Annotated in this window: 21 protein-coding genes; 7 read left to right on the top strand and 14 right to left on the bottom strand. The window is 61.7% G+C overall.

Annotated features, from left to right (window positions below; genetic code table 11):
- The first annotated feature begins 284 nt into the window (after window positions 1–284).
- Window positions 285–926: a histidine phosphatase family protein gene (locus tag ACNAZA_RS05925; RefSeq protein ID WP_415795540.1), complete on the top strand. Its 642-nt coding sequence runs from the start codon at window positions 285–287 to the stop codon at window positions 924–926.
- Window positions 910–2,094: a DSD1 family PLP-dependent enzyme gene (locus ACNAZA_RS05920; RefSeq protein WP_415795539.1), complete on the top strand. Its 1,185-nt coding sequence runs from the start codon at window positions 910–912 to the stop codon at window positions 2,092–2,094. The genes ACNAZA_RS05925 and ACNAZA_RS05920 overlap by 17 nt, the downstream gene beginning before the upstream one ends.
- A 137-nt stretch (window positions 2,095–2,231) precedes the next feature.
- On the opposite strand, the gene ACNAZA_RS05915 is transcribed toward ACNAZA_RS05920, so the two are convergent.
- The 9 genes from ACNAZA_RS05915 to ACNAZA_RS05875 all read right to left on the bottom strand — a co-directional run bounded on the left by ACNAZA_RS05915 (window position 2,232) and on the right by ACNAZA_RS05875 (window position 12,262).
- Window positions 2,232–3,605: an LLM class flavin-dependent oxidoreductase gene (locus tag ACNAZA_RS05915; protein WP_415795538.1), complete on the bottom strand. Its 1,374-nt coding sequence runs from the start codon at window positions 3,603–3,605 to the stop codon at window positions 2,232–2,234.
- Window positions 3,606–3,639: 34 nt separating this feature from the next.
- Complete coding sequence (locus tag ACNAZA_RS05910) at window positions 3,640–4,500, bottom strand: ABC transporter ATP-binding protein (RefSeq protein ID WP_415795537.1); 861 nt, start codon at window positions 4,498–4,500, stop codon at window positions 3,640–3,642.
- A 33-nt stretch (window positions 4,501–4,533) separates the two neighbouring features.
- Window positions 4,534–5,406 (bottom strand): ABC transporter permease, encoded by an 873-nt coding sequence (locus tag ACNAZA_RS05905; RefSeq protein WP_415795536.1) that lies wholly within the window; start codon window positions 5,404–5,406, stop codon window positions 4,534–4,536.
- Window positions 5,403–6,242, bottom strand: a complete 840-nt coding sequence (locus tag ACNAZA_RS05900; RefSeq protein WP_415795535.1) for an ABC transporter permease — start codon at window positions 6,240–6,242, stop codon at window positions 5,403–5,405. The genes ACNAZA_RS05905 and ACNAZA_RS05900 overlap by 4 nt, the downstream gene beginning before the upstream one ends.
- 5 nt (window positions 6,243–6,247) lie before the next feature.
- On the bottom strand, window positions 6,248–7,345 hold the full coding sequence (locus ACNAZA_RS05895) for an ABC transporter substrate-binding protein (protein ID WP_415795534.1): 1,098 nt from the start codon (window positions 7,343–7,345) through the stop codon (window positions 6,248–6,250).
- A 98-nt stretch (window positions 7,346–7,443) separates the two neighbouring features.
- Window positions 7,444–8,952 (bottom strand): amidohydrolase family protein, encoded by a 1,509-nt coding sequence (locus ACNAZA_RS05890; RefSeq protein WP_415795533.1) that lies wholly within the window; start codon window positions 8,950–8,952, stop codon window positions 7,444–7,446.
- A gap of 359 nt (window positions 8,953–9,311) precedes the next feature.
- On the bottom strand, window positions 9,312–10,043 hold the full coding sequence (locus ACNAZA_RS05885) for a phosphoribosyltransferase (protein WP_415795532.1): 732 nt from the start codon (window positions 10,041–10,043) through the stop codon (window positions 9,312–9,314).
- An 8-nt stretch (window positions 10,044–10,051) separates the two neighbouring features.
- Window positions 10,052–11,263 carry a M20 aminoacylase family protein gene (locus ACNAZA_RS05880; RefSeq protein WP_415795531.1) on the bottom strand — a complete coding sequence of 404 codons (1,212 nt, stop codon included), beginning with the start codon at window positions 11,261–11,263 and terminating at the stop codon, window positions 10,052–10,054.
- A 3-nt stretch (window positions 11,264–11,266) separates the two neighbouring features.
- Window positions 11,267–12,262, bottom strand: a complete 996-nt coding sequence (locus ACNAZA_RS05875) for a Bug family tripartite tricarboxylate transporter substrate binding protein (protein ID WP_415795530.1) — start codon at window positions 12,260–12,262, stop codon at window positions 11,267–11,269.
- A 296-nt stretch (window positions 12,263–12,558) separates the two neighbouring features.
- On the opposite strand from ACNAZA_RS05875, the gene ACNAZA_RS05870 reads away from it, so the two are divergent.
- On the top strand, window positions 12,559–14,364 hold the full coding sequence (locus ACNAZA_RS05870; protein ID WP_415795529.1) for a lysoplasmalogenase family protein: 1,806 nt from the start codon (window positions 12,559–12,561) through the stop codon (window positions 14,362–14,364).
- Between the two features lie 46 nt (window positions 14,365–14,410).
- Here ACNAZA_RS05870 and ACNAZA_RS05865 read toward each other — a convergent pair whose 3' ends face one another.
- Window positions 14,411–14,752 (bottom strand): hypothetical protein, encoded by a 342-nt coding sequence (locus ACNAZA_RS05865; protein ID WP_415795528.1) that lies wholly within the window; start codon window positions 14,750–14,752, stop codon window positions 14,411–14,413.
- 35 nt (window positions 14,753–14,787) lie between these two features.
- Here ACNAZA_RS05865 and ACNAZA_RS05860 point away from each other — a divergent pair, with 35 nt between their 5' ends.
- Entirely contained in the window at window positions 14,788–15,003 is a 216-nt protein-coding gene (locus ACNAZA_RS05860) for a hypothetical protein (protein WP_415795527.1), read from the top strand.
- A 220-nt stretch (window positions 15,004–15,223) separates the two neighbouring features.
- Here ACNAZA_RS05860 and ACNAZA_RS05855 read toward each other — a convergent pair whose 3' ends face one another.
- Window positions 15,224–15,610 (bottom strand): hypothetical protein, encoded by a 387-nt coding sequence (locus ACNAZA_RS05855; RefSeq protein ID WP_415795525.1) that lies wholly within the window; start codon window positions 15,608–15,610, stop codon window positions 15,224–15,226.
- A gap of 100 nt (window positions 15,611–15,710) precedes the next feature.
- On the opposite strand from ACNAZA_RS05855, the gene ACNAZA_RS05850 reads away from it, so the two are divergent.
- Window positions 15,711–16,430 (top strand): MgtC/SapB family protein, encoded by a 720-nt coding sequence (locus ACNAZA_RS05850; protein WP_415795524.1) that lies wholly within the window; start codon window positions 15,711–15,713, stop codon window positions 16,428–16,430.
- 9 nt (window positions 16,431–16,439) lie between these two features.
- Here the strand turns inward: ACNAZA_RS05850 and ruvB are convergent, their stop codons facing one another.
- Window positions 16,440–17,546 carry a Holliday junction branch migration DNA helicase RuvB gene (ruvB, locus tag ACNAZA_RS05845; RefSeq protein ID WP_415795523.1) on the bottom strand — a complete coding sequence of 369 codons (1,107 nt, stop codon included), beginning with the start codon at window positions 17,544–17,546 and terminating at the stop codon, window positions 16,440–16,442.
- A 130-nt stretch (window positions 17,547–17,676) separates the two neighbouring features.
- On the opposite strand from ruvB, the gene ACNAZA_RS05840 reads away from it, so the two are divergent.
- Window positions 17,677–18,216, top strand: coding sequence for a peroxiredoxin (locus ACNAZA_RS05840; protein WP_415795522.1), 540 nt, complete (start codon window positions 17,677–17,679; stop codon window positions 18,214–18,216).
- A gap of 23 nt (window positions 18,217–18,239) precedes the next feature.
- Here the strand turns inward: ACNAZA_RS05840 and ACNAZA_RS05835 are convergent, their stop codons facing one another.
- Both ACNAZA_RS05835 and ruvA read right to left on the bottom strand, forming a co-directional pair.
- Window positions 18,240–19,802 carry a trypsin-like serine peptidase gene (locus ACNAZA_RS05835; protein ID WP_415795520.1) on the bottom strand — a complete coding sequence of 521 codons (1,563 nt, stop codon included), beginning with the start codon at window positions 19,800–19,802 and terminating at the stop codon, window positions 18,240–18,242.
- A 49-nt stretch (window positions 19,803–19,851) separates the two neighbouring features.
- Window positions 19,852–20,427: a Holliday junction branch migration protein RuvA gene (ruvA, locus tag ACNAZA_RS05830; RefSeq protein ID WP_415795519.1), complete on the bottom strand. Its 576-nt coding sequence runs from the start codon at window positions 20,425–20,427 to the stop codon at window positions 19,852–19,854.
- Between the two features lie 50 nt (window positions 20,428–20,477).
- On the opposite strand from ruvA, the gene ACNAZA_RS05825 reads away from it, so the two are divergent.
- The gene (locus ACNAZA_RS05825; protein ID WP_415795752.1) at window positions 20,478–21,491 is read left to right on the top strand and encodes a PhoH family protein; all 1,014 of its coding nucleotides are present in this window, start codon (window positions 20,478–20,480) and stop codon (window positions 21,489–21,491) included.
- The last annotated feature ends 4 nt before the right edge of the window (window positions 21,492–21,495 follow it).

The following is a 21,495-nucleotide window of genomic DNA, read 5'->3' as shown; positions in this document are numbered from 1 at the left end:
GTTATTTTTAAATGAGTGAAACCTGCGCTTGGCCTGTCTCAGGCTATAGGGCAAGCAATCGGCGTACCAAATTCCCCGAGAAAGCTAAGGCCCATCTCCAAAGGAAAAAACCGGCATCCGGCCTCCGGAACGCCTTGCCCATCAATGGGCGCGGCCGCTTTGCCGACTCGGCATCCGATGTTTCCCTTGTGAGCACCAAACAACGCCCGCCTTGCCAACAACAGGCTTTGTTTGCAAGACAATGGCTTCCGATACCAACTACCCACGCCGTCTGCGCTTCCGCCATGCACGTCACGCGCCTCATTGCCATCCGCCACGGTGAGACCACCTGGAACGTCGATGGCCGCCTTCAGGGTCACCTGGACGTACCGCTCAACGACATAGGTCTGTGGCAGGCCCAGCAGGCTGCCAAGGCCCTGGCCGATGAAAGCATTTCCGCCATCTACAGCAGCGACTTGCAGCGCGCCTATGTCACGGCGCAGGCCGTGGCCCAGGTCAGCGGAGCTCCGTTGATGGCCGATGCCGGCTTGCGCGAGCGCAGCTTTGGCGAGTTTCAAGGCCAGACCTTCAAGCAGATCGAAGTCAGCCATCCCGAGGTTGCCCATCTGTGGCGTACCCGCGATCCGCACTTCGCCATGGGCGGCAGCGGCGAATCGCTACTCGCCCTGCGCGAGCGCATTGCGCAGACGGTCAATCGCATCGCCAGCCAGCACGAAGGCGAGCAAATCGTGCTCGTGGCCCATGGCGGCGTGCTGGATATTCTTTATCGGTTGGCGACGCGCCAGGAGTTGCAGGCTCCGCGCAGCTGGGAGCTGGGCAACGCCGCCATCAACCGCCTGCTCTGGACACCGGAAGGCCTGACTTTGGTAGGCTGGGCCGATACTGCACACCTGAACCAAGGCAGCCGCGATGAAATCCATTCCTGAACACCTTCAAGCCCTGGTGGGCCAGGCCGTCAAGCGCATCGATACCCCGGCGCTGGTGATCGACCTGGACGCCATGGATCGCAATATCGAGCGCATGGCCCGCTTTGCCCAGCAGCACGGCGTGTTCTGGCGCCCACATGCCAAGCTGCACAAATGCGCCCATATAGCCCTGCTGCTGGAACACGCGGGCGCCTGCGGCCACTGCGTGCAAAAAGTCTCGGAAGCCGAAGCGCTGGCCGAAGGCGGCGTGAACAATATCTTCATCAGCAACGAAGTCATCGCCCCCCTCAAGCTGGCACGTGCTGCCCGCCTTGCCCAGTGGCTGAGCACGCGCGGCGGCAGGCTGGCGATTGCTGTGGACGGCCTGGAGGGCGTGGCAAGGCTGGCACAGGCCATGAAGGATGCTGGTGCGGCCGAATCGGCCATCGATGTGCTGGTGGAAATCAATGTGGGCCAGAACCGCTGCGGCGCCGAACCCGGTGCAGCCGCCGTGGCGATTGCCCAGGCCATACAGGCCGAGCCCCGGCTGCGCTTTGCAGGCCTGCAGGCCTACCACGGCGGCGCCCAGCATCTGCGCACAGCCCAGGAACGCAAGGCGGCGATTGCCGAAGTGCTCAGACTGGTCAAGCTCTGCAGCCATGAATTCGGCCGCGCCGGCATGGCCATCCCCCTGATTACGGGAGCAGGCACCGGCACCATGGTCAACGAAGCCGGCAGCGGCGTGTATGGCGAGATTCAGCCCGGCTCGTTTCTGTTCATGGATGCTGACTACGCAGCCAATGAACGCGACGCGGCCCAGCCCGTGTTCGAGCATGCGCTGTATGTGAAAACCCAGGTCATGTCGGTCAGCAACGACCATGCCGTCTGCGACGCCGGCCACAAGGCCCACGCCATTGACTCGGGCCTGCCCAGACTGCATGCCCTGGCAGCCGAGCATGCGCTGCGCTTTGCCAACGGCGGCGACGAGCACGGCGTGCTGCACCCGGACAACGCCGCAGGCAATACCAGCGGCTGGCTGCCGGCCCTGGGCGAGACGCTATGGCTGATTCCCGGCCATTGCGACCCTACCGTCAATCTGCACGATTTTCTGATCGGCGTACGCGGCGGACGTCTCAAAGGCGTGGTCGAGCGCATCTTCAGCGTGGATGGACGCGGCGCGCTGACTTGACGCGGAAAGCCCCGGGTCGGGGCTTTGACGGCCTTCCTGGGTGCAGCAGGCCTGACAGGCTGCGGGTAAAAAGGAGGAGAGCCATCCGCTTGAATGAGCTCTCACGCATCCTAGTGACACCTTGCAAAGGCCTGGCCTCAAGCCGCAATTTTTTGCGGCAACTGGGATTGCAAACGGCGCAATGCTGCGGGGTGCTGAGGCCTCTCAAGACCCAGGTGCTCACGCAACGTTCGCCCCTCGTACTCGGTGCGAAACAGGCCACGACGGCGCAACTCGGGCACCACGAGTTCGATGAAATCATCCAGGCCGCCCGGGAACCAGGGGCCCATGATGTTGAAACCGTCGGCACCACCCTCTTCGAACCACTGCTGCAGCTGGTCGGCAATCGTCTGCGGCGTACCCACAACCTGCTGATGCCCGCGTGCACCAGCAATCTTCAGATACAGCTGGCGAATGCTCAGCCCATCGCGACGCGCCAGATCGATCAGCAAACGCTGACGGCTTTGCGGGCCTTGAGTGGGTGGAAGCTCGGGCAGCGGCCCGTCAACCGGGTAGGCCGACAAATCCACCTCGCCCGAGATACCGGCCAGCAGTGAAAGACCCACCACGGGATCGATCAGCGCCTGCAACTGTTCAAACTTTGCATCGGCTTCCTCCTGCGTGCGACCGACGACAGGAAAAATGCCAGGCATGATCTTCACATCATCGGCATTGCGCCCATGGTGCTGCGCTCTGGCCTTGATGTCAGCGTAAAAGCTCTTGGCCTCGTCAAAAGTCTGGTGGGCCACAAAGATGACCTCGGCGGTGCGCGCAGCCAGTTCGCGCCCGTCCTCCGATGCGCCGGCCTGCACTACCACCGGCCTGCCCTGAGGAGAGCGCGCCACATTCAGCGGCCCTTTCACCTGAAAATGAGGCCCTTTGTGGTTCAAGGTGTGCAGCTTGTCGGTATCCAGATAAATGCCTTGGCTTGGGTCACGCACGAATGCATCATCTTCCCAGCTGTCCCACAGACCTGCCACCACATCGTGGAACTCTTGGGCCCGGCGATAACGATCTGCATGCGCGAACTGAGCCGTGCGACTGAAGTTGAGTGCTTCGGCGTTGGTCGCCGAAGTCACCAGATTCCAGCCTGCCCGACCACCGGAAATCTGATCCAGCGAAGCGAATTTCCGGGCCAGGTTGTAGGGCTCGTGATAGCTGGTGGAGGCCGTGGCAATCAGCCCTATGCGTTCAGTCACCGCGGCCAGCGCAGACAGCAGCGTCAGCGGCTCGAACTGATCGCTGCGCGCAGTACGCGACAGTGCCGCCAGGTTTTCAGAGCGTACGGCCACCCCATCGGCCAGAAAGACGGCATCGAATTTGGCGGCCTCGGCTTTTTGCGCCAGCTGTACATAGTGGCGAAAGTTGACTCCCGCATCGGCCTGTGCCTGCGGATGACGCCAGCCTGCAATATGGTGGCCCGTCTGCATGAGAAACGCACCGAGCTTGATCTGCCTTTTCTTGGTTGTCATGAATGGCTTTCAGTTGGAAGAATGAACACGAAAATCACCAGGCAAAGCGGACAGGCTCGCCGAATGCGAAAGAAGGCAAGGGCAGGCGTTCGGCCGGCGGCACGTCTGCCGGGCCGCGCCTGTCGGGCCCCAGAAAATCAGCGAGAACATCGTCGCGAATGCAGATGAATTCGGGATCGCTGCGATTGCGAGGGTGGGCCAGAGGAACTTCAGCGATGCGCCGGACACGGCCGGGATGCGGCTCCATCACCACCACCCGATCGCCCAGAAACACGGCCTCTTCCACGTCGTGGGTGACCAGCAGCATGGTGATGCCTTCCTTTTGCCAGATCCGCTGCAGCTCGCCTTGCAAACGTGTGCGGGTCAGCGCATCCAGCGCGCCAAACGGTTCGTCCAGCAGCAACACCCGAGGGCGATTGACGAGACCGCGCGCGATCGCCACACGCTGCGCCATGCCGCCGGAAATCTGATGCGGAAAGGATTTCTCGAAGCCTTCAAGCCCCACCAGGGCGACATGCTCTGCAATCAGCTCGCGCTTTTGCGCTGCAGAGAAAGCGGCATTGCGCAGACCCACGCCTATGTTCTGCTCCACCGTGAGCCAAGGGAAAAGACGGTGGTCTTGAAACACGATGCCTCTATCCAGGCTGGCGCCGGTGATGCGCTCGTCGCCCAGTTCGATCTGGCCGTCGTAGTGGGTATCGAGCCCCAGCACCAGGCGCAGCAGCGTGGACTTTCCGCAGCCGCTGGCCCCCACAATGCTGACGAATTCGCCAGCGGGAATATGCAGATCGATGTCCTTTAACACCTGCAGACTGCCATCCTCGGATTGCCTGCTGTCGAACTGCTTGGATGCGACGTGAATACGCAGATCATCTTCGGTAATCGTTGTGACCATGATGCTTTGCTTTCTTGAGAATTGAAGCCGATGTCAGCGGCCCAGGCGCCGGGCCAGAGCGCGTTCTAGCGCGCGAGCGCTGGCATTCATGAGCCAGCCTACGAAGCCGATGGTGAGCATGCCGAACAGCACCAGATCCATGCGGAAATGCTCGCTGCCTTCGATCAGAAAATTGCCCACGCCACGGCCTGCCACCAGCAGATACTCCGCACCAATGGTGGCCAGCCAGGAATACACCAGCGCCAGATAGAGGCCGGTGAAAATCGACGGCGCCGCCGATGGCAGCACCACATGCCAGATCGTCTGCGCACGCGTGTAGCCATAGACACGTGCGACCTCCAGCAAATGCAGCGGTGTGTTGCGTATGCCATCTGTCGTATTGACCACCACCGGCACCAGAGCCGCCAGCGACAGAAACACCACCTTGGCGACATCGCCCAGGCCGAACCAGACCGAAATCAGCGGAATCCAGGCAAACAGCGATATTTGCTTGAAGGTGTTGAAGCTGGGCCCGACCATGCGATTGAAGCGAGGCCACAGGCCCAGCAGACCGCCCAGAACCAGGCCGCCGGAAGTACCGATCAAAAAACCCGTCAGCTCGCGCAGCAGACTAGCCCTGAGGTTGAGCCATAGCTGCCCGCTGGCAATCAGTTCCCAACCCGTCTCGAACACCTGGGCGGGAGACACCAACAGTGCCGAGTTCACCAGCTCCAGCCGCGATGCCAGCGACCACAGCAGCAAGGCTGCAACGGGAACCACCAGGCCGCGCCAACGCGTAAACCTTGTAGTGCTGCTGCGCGGTTGGGCGGATTCTTCACAGCTGCTGCACTGGGCAGCTGACTGCGCGTCAACAGCAGCCGACGGCAGCCGTCCGACGGTCTGCAGTGAAGTCAATAGGGTGCTCATAGTGCAATCCTTGAGGTGGCAGGCACGGCGCCATGGCGCGCAGCAATACGCCGCTCGGCGTAGTCCAGCAGACTATCAAAGGCATAACCACCAGCGCCCACGATGATGACTGCCGCCATCACCAGATCCAGCTGGAACAGTTGACGGCCGTAGACGATGAGGTAGCCCAGACCTTCGCTGGAGGCGACCAGCTCCACCACCACCAGAGACAGCCAGGCTTTGGTGAATCCCAAACGCAGCGCCGTGAACAAGGTGGGCAAGGCCGTGGGCACCACGATCTCCAGCACCTGCTGGCGCTTCGAATAGCCGTAAACCTGCCCGACCTCGAGCAAGGTGGCGGGCGCCTGGCGAAAGCCCTGCAGCGTGCCCAGCGTCACCGGCACCAGAGCCGCCTTGGCGATGAGTATGTATTTCAAGGGCTCGCCAATGCCGACCAGCAGCAGCACAAAAGGCATCCAGCCCAGAACGGGGATCTGCACCAGCGCGTTGAAAGTCGGGAGAAGATAGGCTTCCACCGTTTTCGACAAACCCATGGCCGCACCCAGCAACAGTCCCAGCAGGCTGCCTGCCAAAAAGCCCACCAGCACGCGCTGCAGACTGGCTTGCGCATGCAGCCACAGGTCGCCACTCGTCGCCAGCTCGCACAGCGTCTCCCAGACAAACTGCGGCGGCGGCAACACCTGGGCAGAAATCCAACCCTGGGCTGCACCCACTGCCCACAGGGCAAACAGGGCAAGCGGCAGCCAGAAAGGATCGACCGCTTGCAGCAGGCTTTGCAAGCGCCAGCGGCTGTTCACATCCAACGCTCCCAACGGTAAAGCAAGAGTCTTTGCCATGCTATTCAGCGCTGAGCGACCGGTGTGGAAGCAGAGGACTTGGCCTGACCCTTGGCGTCAAAGGCCACCCAGCGCTTTTCCAGCCCTTGCTGTTTGAGTGCGGCCTGGAGATAACGCGGCTCAAACCAGCCCTCCAAGGCCACCGGGCGGCGAATCAGCTTGAGCTTGGCGGCATCGCTGGAAACCGCCTTGTAGCGCGCCACGAGGAATTCATCGAGCAACGGTGAGTTGCGCACGGCCAGCGATTGCCTGTCCAGCTCGGCTTCCCAGGAGGCTAAGGGGGTTCCGCTGTGCGCCCAGATCTGGAACAACTCGGCCCGGTTCTTTTCATCTGACGACCAGTTGGCGGCACGGACGAATTGATCCACGACCTTCTGCACCTGCTCCGGGTTCTCTTTTTCGAAGTCCTCGCGCACCAGCAGCGAGGCCTGGCGGGTCAGTGCGGGGTCCTGCCCCTGCGTGGAATAAATGACTTTTGCCAAGCCTTTGTCACGCACCTTGAACCACTCATAGCCGCCGAAAGCGGCATCCACGCCGCTGGACACCAGGGCCGCCTGAGAGCTTCCGGTGTCGAGATTGACCACTTTCAGGTCTCGCTCGGACAGCCCCACGCTGCCCAATGCGTTGATGGCAACCAGATGGCCGTTCGTGCCACGGAAGATGGAGACTTTGCGCCCCTTGAGATCCTCGATACTCTTGAGATCCGACTGCGACGGAGCCACCACATACAGGTTGTTGCGCACCCCGCTGGCTAGCAGCAGCTTGGTTTTCAGACCGTTGGCGCGGCCCACGATGGAGGGCAGATCGCCCTGGTAGGCAAAGTCGATCTGCTTGTTGGACAGCGCCTCATTCACCGCCGGCCCGGCACCTTTGAAGAACAGCCATTCCACGCGACTGCCCGAATCCTTGAAAGCCTCCTCAAGCCACTGGTTGGCACGCAACACGCCACCCGGGGAGCCGCCCCAGGTGACGGGTTCGCCGCCACCGGCGGTAGCCACACCGATGCGGATGACCTGGGGCGGGGCCGCGTAGCTGATGGCGCCGTAAAACAGACCAAATGCCAGCAAGGCGGTGCGTCTGGCGCGCGTGAAGGTGTGTGTCATATGAATTCCTTGGGGCAAAAGAGTGCCCGGGCCGCACGCGCCATGCGTGCGGCCTTCGGCGGGCAATGGGATAAAGGAAGGAAAGCGCCGAAGCGCGTTCAGCGCTTGGCCAGCTTGTCTGCGATGGCTGTGCCGGCGAAGAATTCGGGGTTGGCCTCGGTGTAGAAGCGATAAGGGTTCTCGAAGACCAAAGCCCGGAAGTCATCGGCGGTGATCACACCTTGCTCCACCAAGTCCCAGCTCTCGGCCAGCGGTTCGGTCAGATCGGGAACATCCCAGTGCCCGATATCGGAGGACCAGATCGCATTGATCCGAGTCTCCAGCGGGTTCACCTTGGTGTTGAAGGCGGCGGCAACGGTTCGATCATCGGCTTCCGAGCCGAAGTAGAACGGTTTGACCCAGCGGTCGCGGATATCGCTCACGCTCTCGATGCCCGCTGCCAGGAAGTCATCGAGCTCATCTCCTTGCGGATCCCGGCTATGCGGCAGCGCCGAGATGCCCAAGCTGTCTCGCAGCAGCGTCTGCGGGTTCACGGGCTTGCCCTTGGTCAGATCCGCACCGTACTGTTCGAACAGCGCTGCCAGCAACTCGATATCCGCCTCGGCCGGGTTGTAGTTCTGCACCGCATGGCGGTTGCGCTTTTCGAAGCGGTCCACCAGATGGGTGAACACATGCGAGCCCCAATCCGCACCGCCTTCGAGCAAGGCCACGCGCAGCCCCGGGAAGCGCCTGGTCACCCCGCCAAAGAACAGTGCCTTGGCAAAAGCCTGCGAACCATCGGCAAAGTGACCGATGTGATTGAACATGTAGTTGCTGATCGACTGCCGCCCCGTCCAGCCCTGGCTGCCGTAGTGCGTGGTCACCGGCACACCCAGCTCCACCACCTTGGCCCAGAAGGGGTCGTAGTCATAAGGGCTGTCTATGCCGTAAAAATCGGTATAGCTGGCATGACGGGCAACCTCCGGATGCTCGGCCTTGGGATATTTGGCCGCAATGGCAGCAATCGGCCTGCGCACGCCGCCCGCGATATTGATGACCTTGAGCCCCAGGGTCTTGACCGCAAACTCCAGCTCCTCGATACCTTCCTGGGGCGTATTCAAGGGAATCCCCGCCACAGGCGTCAGCCGGTGCGCATGCTTGCGGTAGAGGTCGGCATGAAAGTGGTTGATGGCCCGGTGCAAAGGCTGGCGAAACTCGTCACCGGCAGCGGCCGGTGCCAGCACATCGTTGGGGAACAGCACCGAATAGTCTGCGCCTTGCTCCTGCAGTCGCTCTGCCAGCAGATCGGGCAAGGTGTAGGTCGCCAAATCCAGCGTGTTGCGCGTGACCCGCGCCCACCACGGCGAACGCAGGGTGCGATGGTGCTGGCGCTCCTCAGGCGTCTGCTGGTACCAGTCCTTGCCTGCGGCAGAGCGCGTGGCAAAGCGTCCACCCAAGGCTTTCCTCAGGGCATCCACCAGCGCCGAGCTACCGTAATGCTGCACGTAATCCTCCAGCGCGGGCGTGTAGTCATTGACATGCACGTCGGTGTCGATCACGGGGTAATCCAGCCGCGATTTCACGGCAACGGAGCGTGAGGATTCTTTGTTTGGAAGTCGGTTCGTCATGGCTGTTTTCCTTCGTGGACTCGTGCAGCCAGAGTACGAAATCACGAGAGAAAACAGAACGAATAAAAAATGCGTTTCTTATTCGTTATTTAGCTTAGATGTTTGCGTCATTCCTCCATGCCAGCAGACATATGCAGGCCTGGAAACCAGCGCCAAAAGAAATGCCAGGCGAGCAGCCTGGCATCTGTGGTCTGGCATATGTGATGTGGCGCAACTTCAGCCTAGTTGAATGCCCCGCAACGGCTTAAAATTCAGCTATTAAAACGAGAGCATCTTGCGTTTGATTTTTATCGATTTCAGATGAATTCATCTCTGAAACCCAAATCACAAAATCGCCAGCCGCTCTGTTTTTTTATAGCTCACATCGCTTCAGGCCACCAGCCGTCGGAGCGGCGCTCCATGCGCGGGCAGTCGTAGGCGCCGACCACGGGAATGGCGGTGCCATCGGCGCGCACCAGCTTCCCCTGCCACTGCGTGCCCTGGCGCATGGCCACGGCAATCGAGGCCACCTCGGCGCCGCAGCGCTCCAGCAGCTTGATCCCCGAGACCATGGTGGTGCCGGAGCTGACCGCGTCATCGACCACCAGCACGCGCTTGCCCGTGAGCAGCGGCAGCTGGTTGGGATCCACATACAGCAGCTTGCCCTTGCCCGGCGTGGTGATGGAGCTGACGGGCTCGGCCAGTTCTTCGCGATACCAGTATTTGCGCGAATAGCCCAGCGGAACGTAGCGGCTGCGGCCCAGCTGCTTGGCCACCAGCGGTGCAAAAGCCAGGCCAAGCGTGGGCAGGCCGACTACCACATCAAAGTCATGTGCCTTGGCCGCTTCGGCCATGTGCAGCGCCAGTTGTTCCACCACGTCGATCGACGCCTGGTTGGCGATCAAGGACGCCACGCAGCGATCCGGACTGGAAGGCATGCCGCGCAGCGGCAGCACCAAATAACGGCCGTCGGGCAGGCGCGCTGGATAGCTGCGTGCATAAGGCGGCAGCAGCGACTGGGTCAGCTCGGCTTTGCTCACCGTGGCTTGCCAGTAGTCGGTGGTGGCGTCAAAGCCGGGCAGATGCTGGCCGGTCAAATCAATGGGATGCATACAAAAACTCAGTCGCGACGCAGATAGGCTTCGGCCAGCTTGACCCAGTAGGAAGCGGTGACCGGCAGCAGGTTGTCGTTGAAGTCATAGGCCGCGTTGTGCACCATGCAGCCGCCCTCCCCCATGCCGTTGCCGACGATAAAGTAATTGCCGGGCACGGCATTGAGCATGATGGCGAAATCATCGCTGGCCTGCAGCGGCTGCAGATTCGGGATCAGCCATTCCTCGCCCAGAAATTCGCGGGCCACGCCCACTGCAAAATCCGTAGCGGCCACATCATTGATGACGGGCGGGTAACGCCATTTGTATTCCACCTCGGCCGTGGCGCGGTGTACGGCGGCCTGGGCATGGGCCATGGCTGTGATGCGTTCGCGCAGCAGTTCGCGTACACCGGGATGGCGCGCACGAATGGTGATGCGCAGCTCGCAGGTTTCGGGAATCACATTGGGCGCATCGCCGGCATGGATGGCGCCGATGCTGACCACGGCCATATCGTTGGGGTCGATCTCGCGCGAGCGAATGGTCTGCAGCGCCAGCACCAGATGCGAGGCCACGACAATCGGATCCACCGCCACATGGGGCATGGCACCGTGGCCGCCTTTGCCGCGAATGGTGATGATGGCCGTGTCCGAGCTGGAATACATCACGCCAGCGCGAAAACCGAACTGACCGGCCGGGTAGCCGGGCTCGTTGTGAAAAGCGTAGAGCGCGTCGCAGGGAAAGAGATCAAACAGACCTTGATCGACCATCTTCTGCGCGCCGCCATGGCCTTCTTCGGCGGGCTGAAAAATCAGATTCAGCGTGCCATTGAGCTGGTCCTTGCGCCGCGCCAGCACCTGGGCCGCCGCCAGCAGCGTGGCCGTGTGGCCGTCATGACCGCAGGCGTGCATCTTGCCGTCATACCGGCTGGCATAGGGCAGACTGGTGGTCTCGCGGATAGGCAGTGCATCCATGTCGGCGCGCAGGCCCAGGCGCTTACCTGAGTCGCCGCAGCGCAGCGTGCCGACCACGCCGGTATCGCCCAGACCGCGATGCACCTCGTAGCCCCATTCAGCCAGCTTGGCGGCCACGATGTCGCCCGTGCGGTGCTCCTCATAGGCCAGCTCGGGGTGGGCGTGCAGATCGTGGCGCAAGGCCAGCATGGCAGGCGCAATGGCCGCCACCTCGGGCAAGACCGGCGGGTGGATTTCGGCGTGAACCGGGTTGAGCGGTGTAGTCATGGCTTATTCCGCCTGGATATGGGCAGACTTGACGATCTGGGCGTAGCCCTGCTTTTCCTTTTGCAGAAACTGGGCAAAGCTGACCGGCGTGCCAGAACCCGGCGTGGCACCGCCGTCTTCCAGGCGCTTTCTCACTTCGGGCAGCTTGAGCACGGCATCCAGCTCGGCGGCCAGACGCGTCACCACCGCTGGCGGCGTTTTGCTCGGGGCAAACAGTCCGGTCCAGGTATTGAGGTCAAAGCCTTTGAGTTCGGGGGTCTCGCCAAACGTGGGCACCTGGGGAATGGCCTCTATGCGCTTGGCCGAGGTCACGCCCAGGCCTTCCAGCTTCTTCTGCTGGATCATGGGCGTGGCGCTGGTGGTCACCAACATGCCCACGTCAACCTGGCCGCCCATCACATCGCTGGTGATCTGGGCCCCGCCACGGTAGGGCACGTGCACCAGCTTGATCTTGGCGTGCTCCTGCAGCATTTCCATGGACAGATGCAGCATGGTGCCCACACCCGAGGTGGCATAGGTCAGGCTGCCGGGCTTGGAGCGGGCCAGAGCAATCAGCTCGCTCAGATTGTGCGCAGGCAGACCCGGACGGGCCACGGCCACCACGGGGGCGATGGTGACCAGCCCCACGGGAATCAGGTCTCGCTCGGCGTCATACCTCACGGCGGAATTCACCAGTTGGGCAATGCTGATGGGGCCGTCAAAACCCATGAGCAAGGTATAGCCGTCGGCCGGTGATTTCACGGCCTTGCTCACACCCAGCACACCGCCGGCACCGGGCACGTTGTCGACCACCACGGCTTGCTTGAGTCGCTCGCCCAGCTTCTGGCCGATCAAACGGGCCGTGGTGTCCACATTGCCACCGGCACTGAAAGGCACGATCAGGGTGATGGGCTTGGCGGCCGGCCATGCATCTGGAGCAGCCAGGGCGACAGGAGCGGACAGGGTGGCGGCCACCATCAAGGCGGAGCTGGCGACAAAAGTGCGACGTGAAGTGAGCATGGGCTGGCAGCGTGATAGCGGAGTCGGGGACAAAGGTACAAGCGTCACAGTGCGCACCATCGCGATGGTGCCTCTGCAGCTTGCAGCTGAATGCACAGCCGGGGAGGCAGTCCACTGCGCATTGCAGCGATCCCCCGGCCTATGGGCCTGGCTGCGATTATCCCAGTGCACTGAACCGCTTTACATAAAAGGAACTACTTAGCAAGCGTAGTTCACCTTAGGCAAATGGGTCAGTCTTTGGCATTGGGGAATATGCGGGGCGGGCGCGGTATGGCGACTGATGAGAATCAACAGCCATGCTCACACCCAGTCAAGTCATTGTTCTCGCCACACCGGTGTTCTTCGGGCTGATCGCCATCGAATGGTGGATCAGCCTGCGACGTGGGCGCAATGCCTATGCCCTGGCCGATGCCATCAGCTCGCTCAATCTGGGCGTGCTGAGCCAGACCAGCGCCGTCTTCACCAAACTGCTGACCTTGGGTATTTACACCGCCATCGCCAGCCATGCGGCCCTGTGGAGCAACGATGCCTTCTGGCTGAGTCTGCCCGGCTGGCTGCTGGCCCTGGTGTTCTACGATTTTTGCTATTACTGGCTGCACCGCATGGGCCATGAGGTCGGCGCACTCTGGGCGGCACACGCCGTGCACCACCAGAGCCAGGCCTACAACCTCTCCACCGCCCTGCGCCAGACCAGCTCCGGCGCCTTGCTGGGCTGGATTTTCTATCTGCCCATGGCCCTGGCCGGCGTGCCGCCTCTGGTGTTTGCCGTGGTCGGCCTCATCGATCTGCTCTACCAGTTCTGGGTGCATACCGAGCAGGTCAAGAAGCTGGGCTGGTTTGACCGCTGGTTCTGCTCACCCAGCAATCACCGGGTCCACCACGCCGTCAACGACCGATATCTGGACCGAAACTACGGCGGTATCTTCATCTTCTGGGACCGGCTGTTTGGCACCTTCAAGGAAGAAGACGAGCGCGAGCCCTGCGTCTACGGCACGCGCGGCCTGCTCAACAGCTGGGACCCGCTGTGGGCCAATACCACCGTGTACCGCCAACTGGCCCATGACAGCTGGCACGCCAGAAACTGGGCGGACAAGATCAGGATCTGGCTCAAGCCACCGGGCTGGCGGCCGGCCGATGTGGTGCAGCGCTTTCCCAAGCCGGACTTTGATCTGGACGCCCACCGCACTCTCTTCGCTCCCGCCATGAGCCAGCGGCTGCGCTGGTTTGCCAGCCTGCAGTTTGTGGCCCTGGTGACAGGCACCTCGGTTTTTCTCTGGAATGCGGACCAGTCGCCGCTGGCCAACAATCTGATCTGGTTTGGCGTGCTGCTGACCAGCCAGTGGGCGCTTGGCGCCGTCATGCAGGCACGCATAGGCGCATGGATGGCGTTAATGCTGCAATCGGGCGCTCTGGCCACTGCCACGGCAGCCCTGGGCTGGCAGGAATGGCACTGGCTGTTCAAACCGGCGACCATGGTTTTTGCTATTTTTTATGTAGCTAAATGCGCTGAATTCAAAAAGGAATCAGTGCAAAAACATGCCAAATCTGCAAAGCACTGGCTGCTGGCAGCACTGGCGCTCTCCATGCTGGGCGATGTCTTTCTGATGCTGGACGGGCTGTTCATTCCAGGGCTGGTGAGCTTTTTACTCGCCCATCTTTGCTACATCACCTTGTTCAAGCAAGACGCCCCCTGGTTTGCCAACCGCAGCGCGATGGTTGTAATTGGATTCATCGCCCTGACCATGTACGGCTATCTGTGGCAAGGCGGCCTGCCCGCCGAACTGCGCATTCCCGTGCTGGCTTATGTCGGCGTAATTGCCACCATGGCAGCCCAGGCCTGGGGCTGCTACCGGGTGCAGCCAAATCACGGCACTTTGCTGGTCGCCCTGGGGGCCAGTTTTTTCATGCTTAGCGACTCGATTCTGGCCATCAACCGCTTTGTGCAACCCCTGCCCTGGTCTGCCATCTGGGTGCTCAGCAGCTACTACCTGGCCCAGACCTTGATTGTGCAAGGCAGCTTGAAAAAGCGCGAATCGACCTCATCCAATGAAGAAGCGGGCAGCACATCGACGGGCATGGCATCTCCCTCGGGATTGACCTGATACCGGTGGCGAAGCGATAATCGCCGCTTCGCAATTCAAGGAGTCCCTACGTGGACAGTGCCAGTTCAACCAGTGATTTAACGCAAGCCGCAATGGCTGCGCTGCTGGCCGTCTGACAGACTCCCCCGGACCGGGAGCCTGCACCGGCAGCCCCGCTCCCTTGCCCTGCGATTTTTCGCAAATCCCCTGTTTTTCTCCACAGAGATGCCTGCGCCTTGCTGCGCAAAATTGCCATCGCTGCGGCAGCCATGGTGCGCTCGTATCTGAAGCGCACAGAAAAACCGATGCGGCTTTGCCATTTCACTGAGATTTTTAGCGCCGATGTCTGAGCCTCGCCTTGCTGTGCGTGGAACATGACCGCGCTGAAACGTTTGCGCTGCATTGCCATTGGGTCACTCCCCCAGCCTCAGCCAGGAGAACGCCATGACCTATCGCATCGCCCATTCGCTACGCCAGCTGTTGCCCCGTTCGAGCACCGCCGGCAAGCCGCATCGCAGGGATGAAGCCAGCCGCTGCGCGACAAGCACCACCAACCCAGACCTTTGCATCGACAGCCTGTCCTCGACCCAGGTACTTGATGCGCAAACCAGCTGGCCCACGCACCGCATTCGCAGCTTTCTGAGCGCCAAGCACCGCTGAGCGCTGCACGCTTTGTGCAGCGGCTTATTCCCCCTTTTGAAAGGAACACGTATGGACCCCGATCCGAGTCGATCTAGCGGCGCGCCCGTGATGGCGCGTACTCCCGCCTGCGTGCTCACCTTTGGGCGTCACGCAGCTCTCCCCTCTGCAACCCGCAGCGATCACAGCAACTGATGCGTCACGCCAGGTGCTGAACTCCTGCGGCTGCGCCCCAAGGAGTTCACCCATGCAAGCCCTGCATTTTTTGAACCGACACCAGCACGCCACCTCGGCCCCCACAGGCTACGGCGCTGTCCACCACAACCTGCCATACGCTCTCAGCACCGCGCTTGCCGGGCGTCGCACCGACGTGCTGCGTCATCTGGCACAGCGCCATGACAGCGCCCTGATGGCCCAGGCACTCACCTGCTTGAATTCGCGCCAGCGTGCCGATCTGCTTTCGCTGCTTAATCCAGAACAGCGCCGCAGCATCCATGCCGCATTGCCACGCCAAGCCCAAAAGCAGTGGAACTTGACGCAGCGCCACGCACGGCCGGCCCGGCGTCCGCTTTTTCAGCGTTTCATGACACTCAAGCACCCATGACGTCAGCCACCAGCGGCATTTCAAGGCCTGCGGTCATCCTGCTGGCCTATGCTGCTCTCACTACTTTGGCCAAGCGTTACTACATCCGCCGCTTTGGCTGGCAATAAGCAACACACGACATCTCATGCAATCTCTACAAAGCTTTCAGTTGGCGGCCACCATGAACACGGTGCTGTGCCTGTTCGTCGCCTTTGTCTGCGGCGGCATCATTGGCCTGGAGCGCCAGATACGCCAGCGCACCGCCGGTCTTAGAACCAACACCCTGGTGGCCCTGGGCGCCGCCGTGTTTGTGGATCTGGCCATGCGCCTCGCGGGTGCAGAGGGCGCAACCCGCGTGATCTCCTATGTGGTATCCGGCGTGGGCTTTCTGGGTGCGGGCGCCATCATGAAGGAAGGCGCCAACATCACGGGACTGAACACTGCCGCCACGCTATGGGGCTCGGCCGCCGTAGGCGCCTGCGCCGGCTCTGGCCTGCTGCCCGAGGCTGGTATCGCCACCTTGTTCGTTCTAGCCAGCAACACCTTGCTGCGTCCGGTGGTCAACTACATCGACCGCCACCCGGTGGCAGAGCATGCTGGCGAAGCCACTTACTACTTCTATGCAATTTGCCAGCAAGACGCGCAGGCGGATGTGCGCGAACAGATTCAGGAGCTGCTGGAGGCGGCCAACTATCCGGTGCGCACGGTGGAAAAGCACGACATCCAGCCCAACAAAACAGAAATCGAGGCCGAACTGTTTGCCACGGCTGTCCATGCACAGGAGCTCGATCAGGTCATCACCCAGATTGAAGCCCTGCCCGGCGTGCTGCAGGCGTTCTGGAACGCAGGTCCGCAGAACAATTGATCGCCGGGCTCAGGGCGTAGCATCGTCTTTTGGAGCCTGCAAGCCCAGATGCAAATAGGCGGCCTTGGTCGCCATGCGCCCGCGCGGCGTGCGTTGCAAAAAGCCCTGCTGAATCAGATAGGGCTCGATCACATCCTCGATGGTGCCGGATTCCTCACCAATGCTGGCGGCGATATTGTCCAGCCCCACCGGTCCGCCATCAAAGCGATGCACCACGGCTTCGAGCAGCTTTCGGTCCATCACATCAAAGCCTTGCGGATCCACATCCAGCATGGCCAGGGCCAGGTCTGCAATCTCGCGGGTGATGCGGCCATCGCTTTTGACATCGGCATAGTCGCGCACGCGGCGCAGCAGGCGGTTGGCAATACGCGGCGTGCCGCGCGAGCGGCGGGCGATTTCAAAACAGCCTTCGTCGTCAATCGGCGCCTTGAGCAGGCCTGCGCTGCGGCGCACGATGCGCGACAGCTCCTCGGAGGTATAGAACTCCAGCCGCGCCACGATGCCGAAACGGTCGCGCAGCGGATTGGTCAGCATGCCGGCCCGCGTGGTGGCGCCTACCAGCGTGAAAGGCTGCAGATCGAGCTTGATGGAGCGCGCCGCCGGGCCTTCGCCAATCATGATGTCGATCTGATAGTCCTCCAGCGCCGGGTAGAGAATTTCCTCGACCACGGGGCTCAGGCGATGGATTTCATCGATGAAAAGCACATCGTTGGCCTCCAGATTGGTCAGCAGTGCCGCCAGATCCTTGGGTTTTTCCAGCACCGGACCGCTGGTCTGGCGCAGATTCACGCCCAGCTCGGCCGCAATGATGTGGCTCAGCGTGGTCTTGCCCAGGCCGGGAGGGCCGAACAGCAACACATGGTCCAGCGCTTCGCTGCGCTTTTTGGCAGCGCCGATAAAAATCTCCAGCTGCTCGCGGGCCTTGGTCTGACCCACATATTCATCAAGCAGCTTGGGACGCAGAGCACGTTCCAGCGCTTCCTCGCCCACGGACGAATGCCCAGCCGACACCATGCGCGGCGCAGCGGCTTCGGGTTCGGCGGCCGCGCCACGGGCCTTGCGTGCGGGTTGTCCAGGGGCGGGGCTGGCCGCAAATTCGTCCACATGAATCGTCATGCCGCAGATTGTGCCCTAAGCGGGTATTACCACTGATTAAAAATACAGGTGAAAACCAAACCCACAGTTCCCCGACCCCGAATCGTCCGGGTTTGCGCACAATGGGCGGCAACCACTTTCAGGAATCTGCATGCCGACTTCCAGCCTACGCACTCTGATCTGTACCGCCGCCCTGCTCTGCACTGCCACCGTGCAAGCCGCTTTGAAGGTGGGCGATGTCGCCCCCACGTTCAGGACGCCTGCCGCCGTGGCGGGCAAGGCTTTTGATTTCGACATGACGGCTGCCCTGAAGAAGGGGCCGGTGGTGCTGTATTTCTTCCCCAAGGCCTTCACCCAGGGCTGCACGTTGGAAGCCCACGCTTTTGCCGAGGCTACGCCGCGGTTTGCGGCCATGGGGGCCACCGTGGTGGGCATGTCGCACGACGATATAGACACCTTGAAGCGCTTTTCCACCGAAGCCTGCCGCGACCAGTTTGCCGTGGCCTCCGACCCCAAGGCGACCACCATCAAGGCCTATGACGCAGCGGCTGCGGCCAGCCCCGAGCGGGCCGACCGTATCTCCTATGTGATAGGCCAGGATGGCAAGGTGAAGTTTGCACATACCAGCGCAGATCCGCTGGAACATGTGGCCCAGACCCAGGCGGCCGTCAAGCAACTGACCGGCAAATGACGACCTGCACAGGTTATGCAGAGCTACTGCGCCAGCCAGTTGCCTATGGTGTCGCTGAAGGCCCGGTCAAAGCGGCTATAGATATCGGCGCCGCCTTTCACCGAGCAGGCACTGCTGCCGCCGGATAAAGCGCCAACCACACGGCCGTTGACAAACAGAGGCGAGCCGCTGCTGCCGCGCTCGGTAATGCCTTGGCTCCAGACTACGTCCAGAAAATTGCTTTGCGCATTACCGTCACTGCAGCTCACGCTACCGCCGCCCACCGTGCAGTTGCGGTAGCTCTGCGCCTGGCCTTCGGCGTATTTGAGCCAATCGCCTTGCGGCTGGTGCAGGGTATAGACAGCAGCCCCCTTTGCGGTCGGGCCGCGCGCATCCCAGCCGGCCAGAGTCACACCGGCCGGTGGGCTTTCATTGAGCAGCAGCAACGTGGCATCGGTCACCGAGGTGGCATAGAGCAGTCTGGCGCCTTGCTGGCGTGTTGCGGCCTGGGGATGGGGTTCAACGCTGTTGCAACTGGCCGAGCGAAAGAACCAGTCCGTGCGCAGCGAGCTGGCTGCGGCCTGCGTGGAGATGCAGTGGTTGGCCGACAGAAAATACGGCGTGTAGTCGAGCTTGGTATTGTTCAGCAGCGAACCCGTGCAGTAGTAATAGAAGCGATCCGTGTCCACATAACTCATGCGCGCCACGGCATTGCGCTCGGTGGCGTACTGGTCGGCACAGCTGGCATCCAGCTCGCACGAGGCAGCATCGCCCACATTCCTGGTGTCATAGCGTGCCTGCAGATCCGCCTCGATAGGCAGCGAGAGATTGACATAAGCATGCGTCAACCGGGGAATGGAGATCCGCAACTGCGAGGCGGGAACGCCGGCCGGCAAGCCGATTTCCAGCGTGACCTCGTCCGCACCCAGATCGGGGGACCACCAGGTTGCTGCGGCCTGGGTATTGCCGTCTACGGCACGGTTGCGGGCCAGCACCTCATTGATGGCCTTGCCCGTGGTTTCAAAGCCGGTCTGGCTGCGGTCCTGTCGATACAGATGAATCCGGGCGCTATCGGGCAAGCCCTCGACCACCAGACCCAGGCGCAGGCCGAAAGCGCCGATGGAGGTAAAGCTGATGGCACCGACCTGGCCGCCGTCGGGCGCCGGCGACCAGTGCAGCACCTGCGCCATACCGCCCACCGTCTGGGTGGAAGTCAAAATTCGCGGCGCACCGATCTGCATGGGCACACCCGGCACCGGCATGGGCACCGGCGGGGCATCGTTCCATTGCGGCAATGTCAGCAGCGCAGGTTTGGGCCTCACGGCTGCCGAAGGCTGCACCGTATTTCTGGCTGATGCTGCAGCCGCTGCCGGCAAGACCAGAGAATCAAGCACATAGGCCTTGGGCGGGCCCGTGGGCGTGGTGAGCTCAACATCTACGGTACTGCCGCCTCCGGTGGTGCCACCTGTGCCAACCGCACCTCCTCCGCCGCCGCCCCCATCTCCGCCTCCGCTGCCTCCACCGCCGCCACCGCAAGCGGCCAGCAGCAACACCACCACACTCGCATACCGGGGAGCCATGCGTCTGCCTTGCGTCAACCAATTCATGTCGTGTTCTCCGTCAAGTCGCAATAGCTCTGGCTCCTGACCAGCAAGACTATTTGCTCAATGCCTTCAGCGCGAGCTTGATACCCTCACTCACCCCCACATCAGCGGGAAGCTTCTTGAGGGCGGCCGACGCCTCCTTGTCTGAATAGCCCAGCGCCATCAGCGCCTGCTGAATATCATCGTGTTCGCTATTGATAGAAAATAGTGATAGCGCACCTGTATCAGAGCCGATTTTTCCCTTGAGCTCCAGCAACAGACGCTCGGCCGTCTTTTTGCCTATACCCGGAACCTTGACCAATCGCCCTGCCTCCTGCTGCGATACCGCATCCGCGAGATCATCAATGCTCATTCCACTCAAGACTGCCAGCGCCATGCGCGGGCCTATGCCAGTAATCTTGATGAGTTCGCGAAAGGTCTGACGCTCGCGGGCTGTGGCAAAGCCAAACAGCAGCTGTGCATCCTCACGCACCACAAAGTGGGTGAGCAAGGCAACCTTGGCTCCGTTGGCCGGCAGGTTGTAGAAGGTGCTCATGGGTACTTGCACCTCGTAGCCGACACCGCCGCAGTCCACCAATACCTCAGGCGGGTTTTTTTCCAGCAGCGTTCCAGTCAATTTGCCTATCATTGAAGTCCTTTGCCGCACTGTGCGGCCATTCTTTGCGAGAAATTATCCGCGTGATCCTGCGCCACACATTCACACCACACAACAACAACCGTCTGACGCACCTGTGCGGCCCGGCCGACGCGCACCTGCGCACCGTTGAAATTGCGCTTGCCGTCAGGATTGCGCACCGACATGAACAGTTCAAGATTGACGGCCCCAAGGCCAAGGTCAATGCCGCATTGGAATTGCTGCAGGCTCTGTATGAGATAGCCGACAATGTGATCCCCGACGACACCTTGCAGCTGATGCTGGCCGGCGATACCGAAATGCTGGAAGCGCCCCTGGATGCCCCTCAGCTGAGCACCCGCCGCGCCGATCTGCGGGCGCGCACGCCCAACCAGGCCCTGTACCTGGAGAACATCGCTCAGCACGACATCACCCTGGGCATAGGCCCGGCAGGCACGGGCAAGACCTATCTGGCCGTGGCCTGCGCCGTGGATGCGCTGGAGCGCAACAATGTGCAACGCATCGTGCTGACCCGCCCGGCCGTGGAAGCCGGCGAGCGCCTGGGCTTTCTGCCCGGCGACCTGACGCAGAAGGTCGATCCTTATCTGCGCCCGCTCTACGACGCGTTGTACGACCTGATGGGCTATGACAAGGTGCAAAAGGCCTTCGAGCGCAATGTGCTGGAAATCGCCCCCCTGGCCTTTATGCGCGGGCGCACGCTGAACAACGCTTTTGTGATTCTGGACGAAGCTCAGAACACCACGCCAGAGCAGATGAAGATGTTTCTGACCCGCATAGGCTTTGGTGCCAAGGCCGTGGTCACCGGCGACGTCAGCCAGATCGATCTGCCCAAGGGCGCACCCAGCGGGCTGATCGATGCCGAACGCGTGCTCAGGCGCGTCAAAGGCATCTCCATCAACCACTTCACCAGTGCCGACGTGGTGCGCCACCCGCTGGTGGCCCGCATTGTGGATGCCTACGAAGCGCGCGGCCGCGTGTCCGAAGGAACAACAGCACCCAAGGTGCGCGCCACCAGTACCCGAGTCGCCCGTCCCCTGCCCAACAGCAACGAGCTCTAATCAA

The organism is Comamonas aquatilis (assembly GCF_965139575.1).
GTDB lineage: Bacteria > Pseudomonadota > Gammaproteobacteria > Burkholderiales > Burkholderiaceae_C > Comamonas > Comamonas aquatilis.
Note: the sequence above shows the minus strand (reverse complement) of the source record. Positions and strands in the feature narration are given on the sequence as shown.